The organism is Moorena sp. SIO4E2 (assembly GCF_010671945.1).
Taxonomy (GTDB): Bacteria; Cyanobacteriota; Cyanobacteriia; order Cyanobacteriales; family Coleofasciculaceae; genus Moorena; species Moorena producens.
Genome location: NZ_JAAHIE010001290.1, coordinates 1 through 1,271 on the forward strand (window position 1 = coordinate 1; position 1,271 = coordinate 1,271).

Annotated in this window: 1 protein-coding gene; it reads right to left on the bottom strand. The window is 32.3% G+C overall.

From position 1 onward, the window contains the following. Window positions 1-21 precede the first annotated feature (21 nt). A complete protein-coding gene (locus tag F6K37_RS43060) occupies window positions 22-1,164 on the bottom strand; it encodes an IS4 family transposase (RefSeq protein ID WP_287257298.1) in 1,143 nt (380 codons plus the stop codon). Between the last annotated feature and the right edge of the window lie 107 nt (window positions 1,165-1,271).

The following is a 1,271-nucleotide window of genomic DNA, read 5'->3' on the forward strand; positions in this document are numbered from 1 at the left end:
CTGGGGGGGCGACGAAAATAGTTATAAAGCAGACAGGACAAGCGATTTAGCTCTCATTCCTCGTAAATAATACTTCCATTTATTACGATTAAGTCTCATTAATTCTCGTACTAAATTAATACACTCATCGCTAAAACTGACCCAATTTTGAGCATATAATCCTATATAAAAACTACTGTGTCGTCGTTGTGAACGGCCATCTTCTTTTACTCTGCCGATATATTTTTGAATTCCTTTTAGTTTAATTTGCTGTCCTTGAATGGTAGCAGAAGTATAGGCTATTGATATCAATAAAATTAGCGAAATCAACCGATCACCATAGACATTAGTGTCTTCTAAATTATCGCCTCCTGTTTTAAAATCTCTAAACATTTCTTCAATGCCAAACCGTTTCTTATAAGCAGCAATCGCCAATTCTAAGGAATTTAAATTTGTCATAATGAACCATCCTTCTTTGGGGATAAATCCGGAAATATTACGCTTCCATTTGCATGCAACGTTAAAAGTGCTAAATCCCTTTATTTTAGTTATTTTTACTCCTTTAATAAAGAATGAAGTTCCTGGTATTAACCCAAGATTTGATAACTCAATCCAAATTTTCTTTTTGACTTCAATAAACTCATTTTTTTTGAGACGTAAACAAAAGTATACAGACTTTTCTGACAACCATTTCGCTAGCTTAACAGAACCAAATTCTCTATCTCCCAATAGGCAAATTTTATAATCTTTAAAAATGGGAATTATTGTTGATAGATGACTGCTCTGTTCTTTAAGATTACTGCTACCTAATTTTGGCATCAAAGTAAAGTATATTGGCAATGCTCTTTTATCCCAAATCAGGCTAGTTACTAAAAGATTTATTTTACCCCAATTTGTACGGTCAATTGCTATATAAACTAGTTCATCTGTTTCAAAGTATGTTTCTAGTATACTAGCTATGATAGGAAACCAAATAGTTTCAAATCTTAGATTTGGTAAAGACAAAAAGCGCTGAATTCTTTTTCTTCTACTTTCAAATTTTATTCCAAGAGGTAAAGCATTTGCTAACTTTTCTATGCTAACTCTTTTGATTGATTGTACAAGCATCACTAAAATATTTAATAAAATAAAATTACGATACTTTAGTTGAATTTTAAGATGCTTTTGATAGAATAAGGGTAACATTTGCAACAGATAGGTCTTATTGACAATTTGAGACCTATCTTTTTCTATCACAGATCGTTACACTCTTGACGTATCAATCGTTTCAAGCCATATCGTCGCCCCCCCAG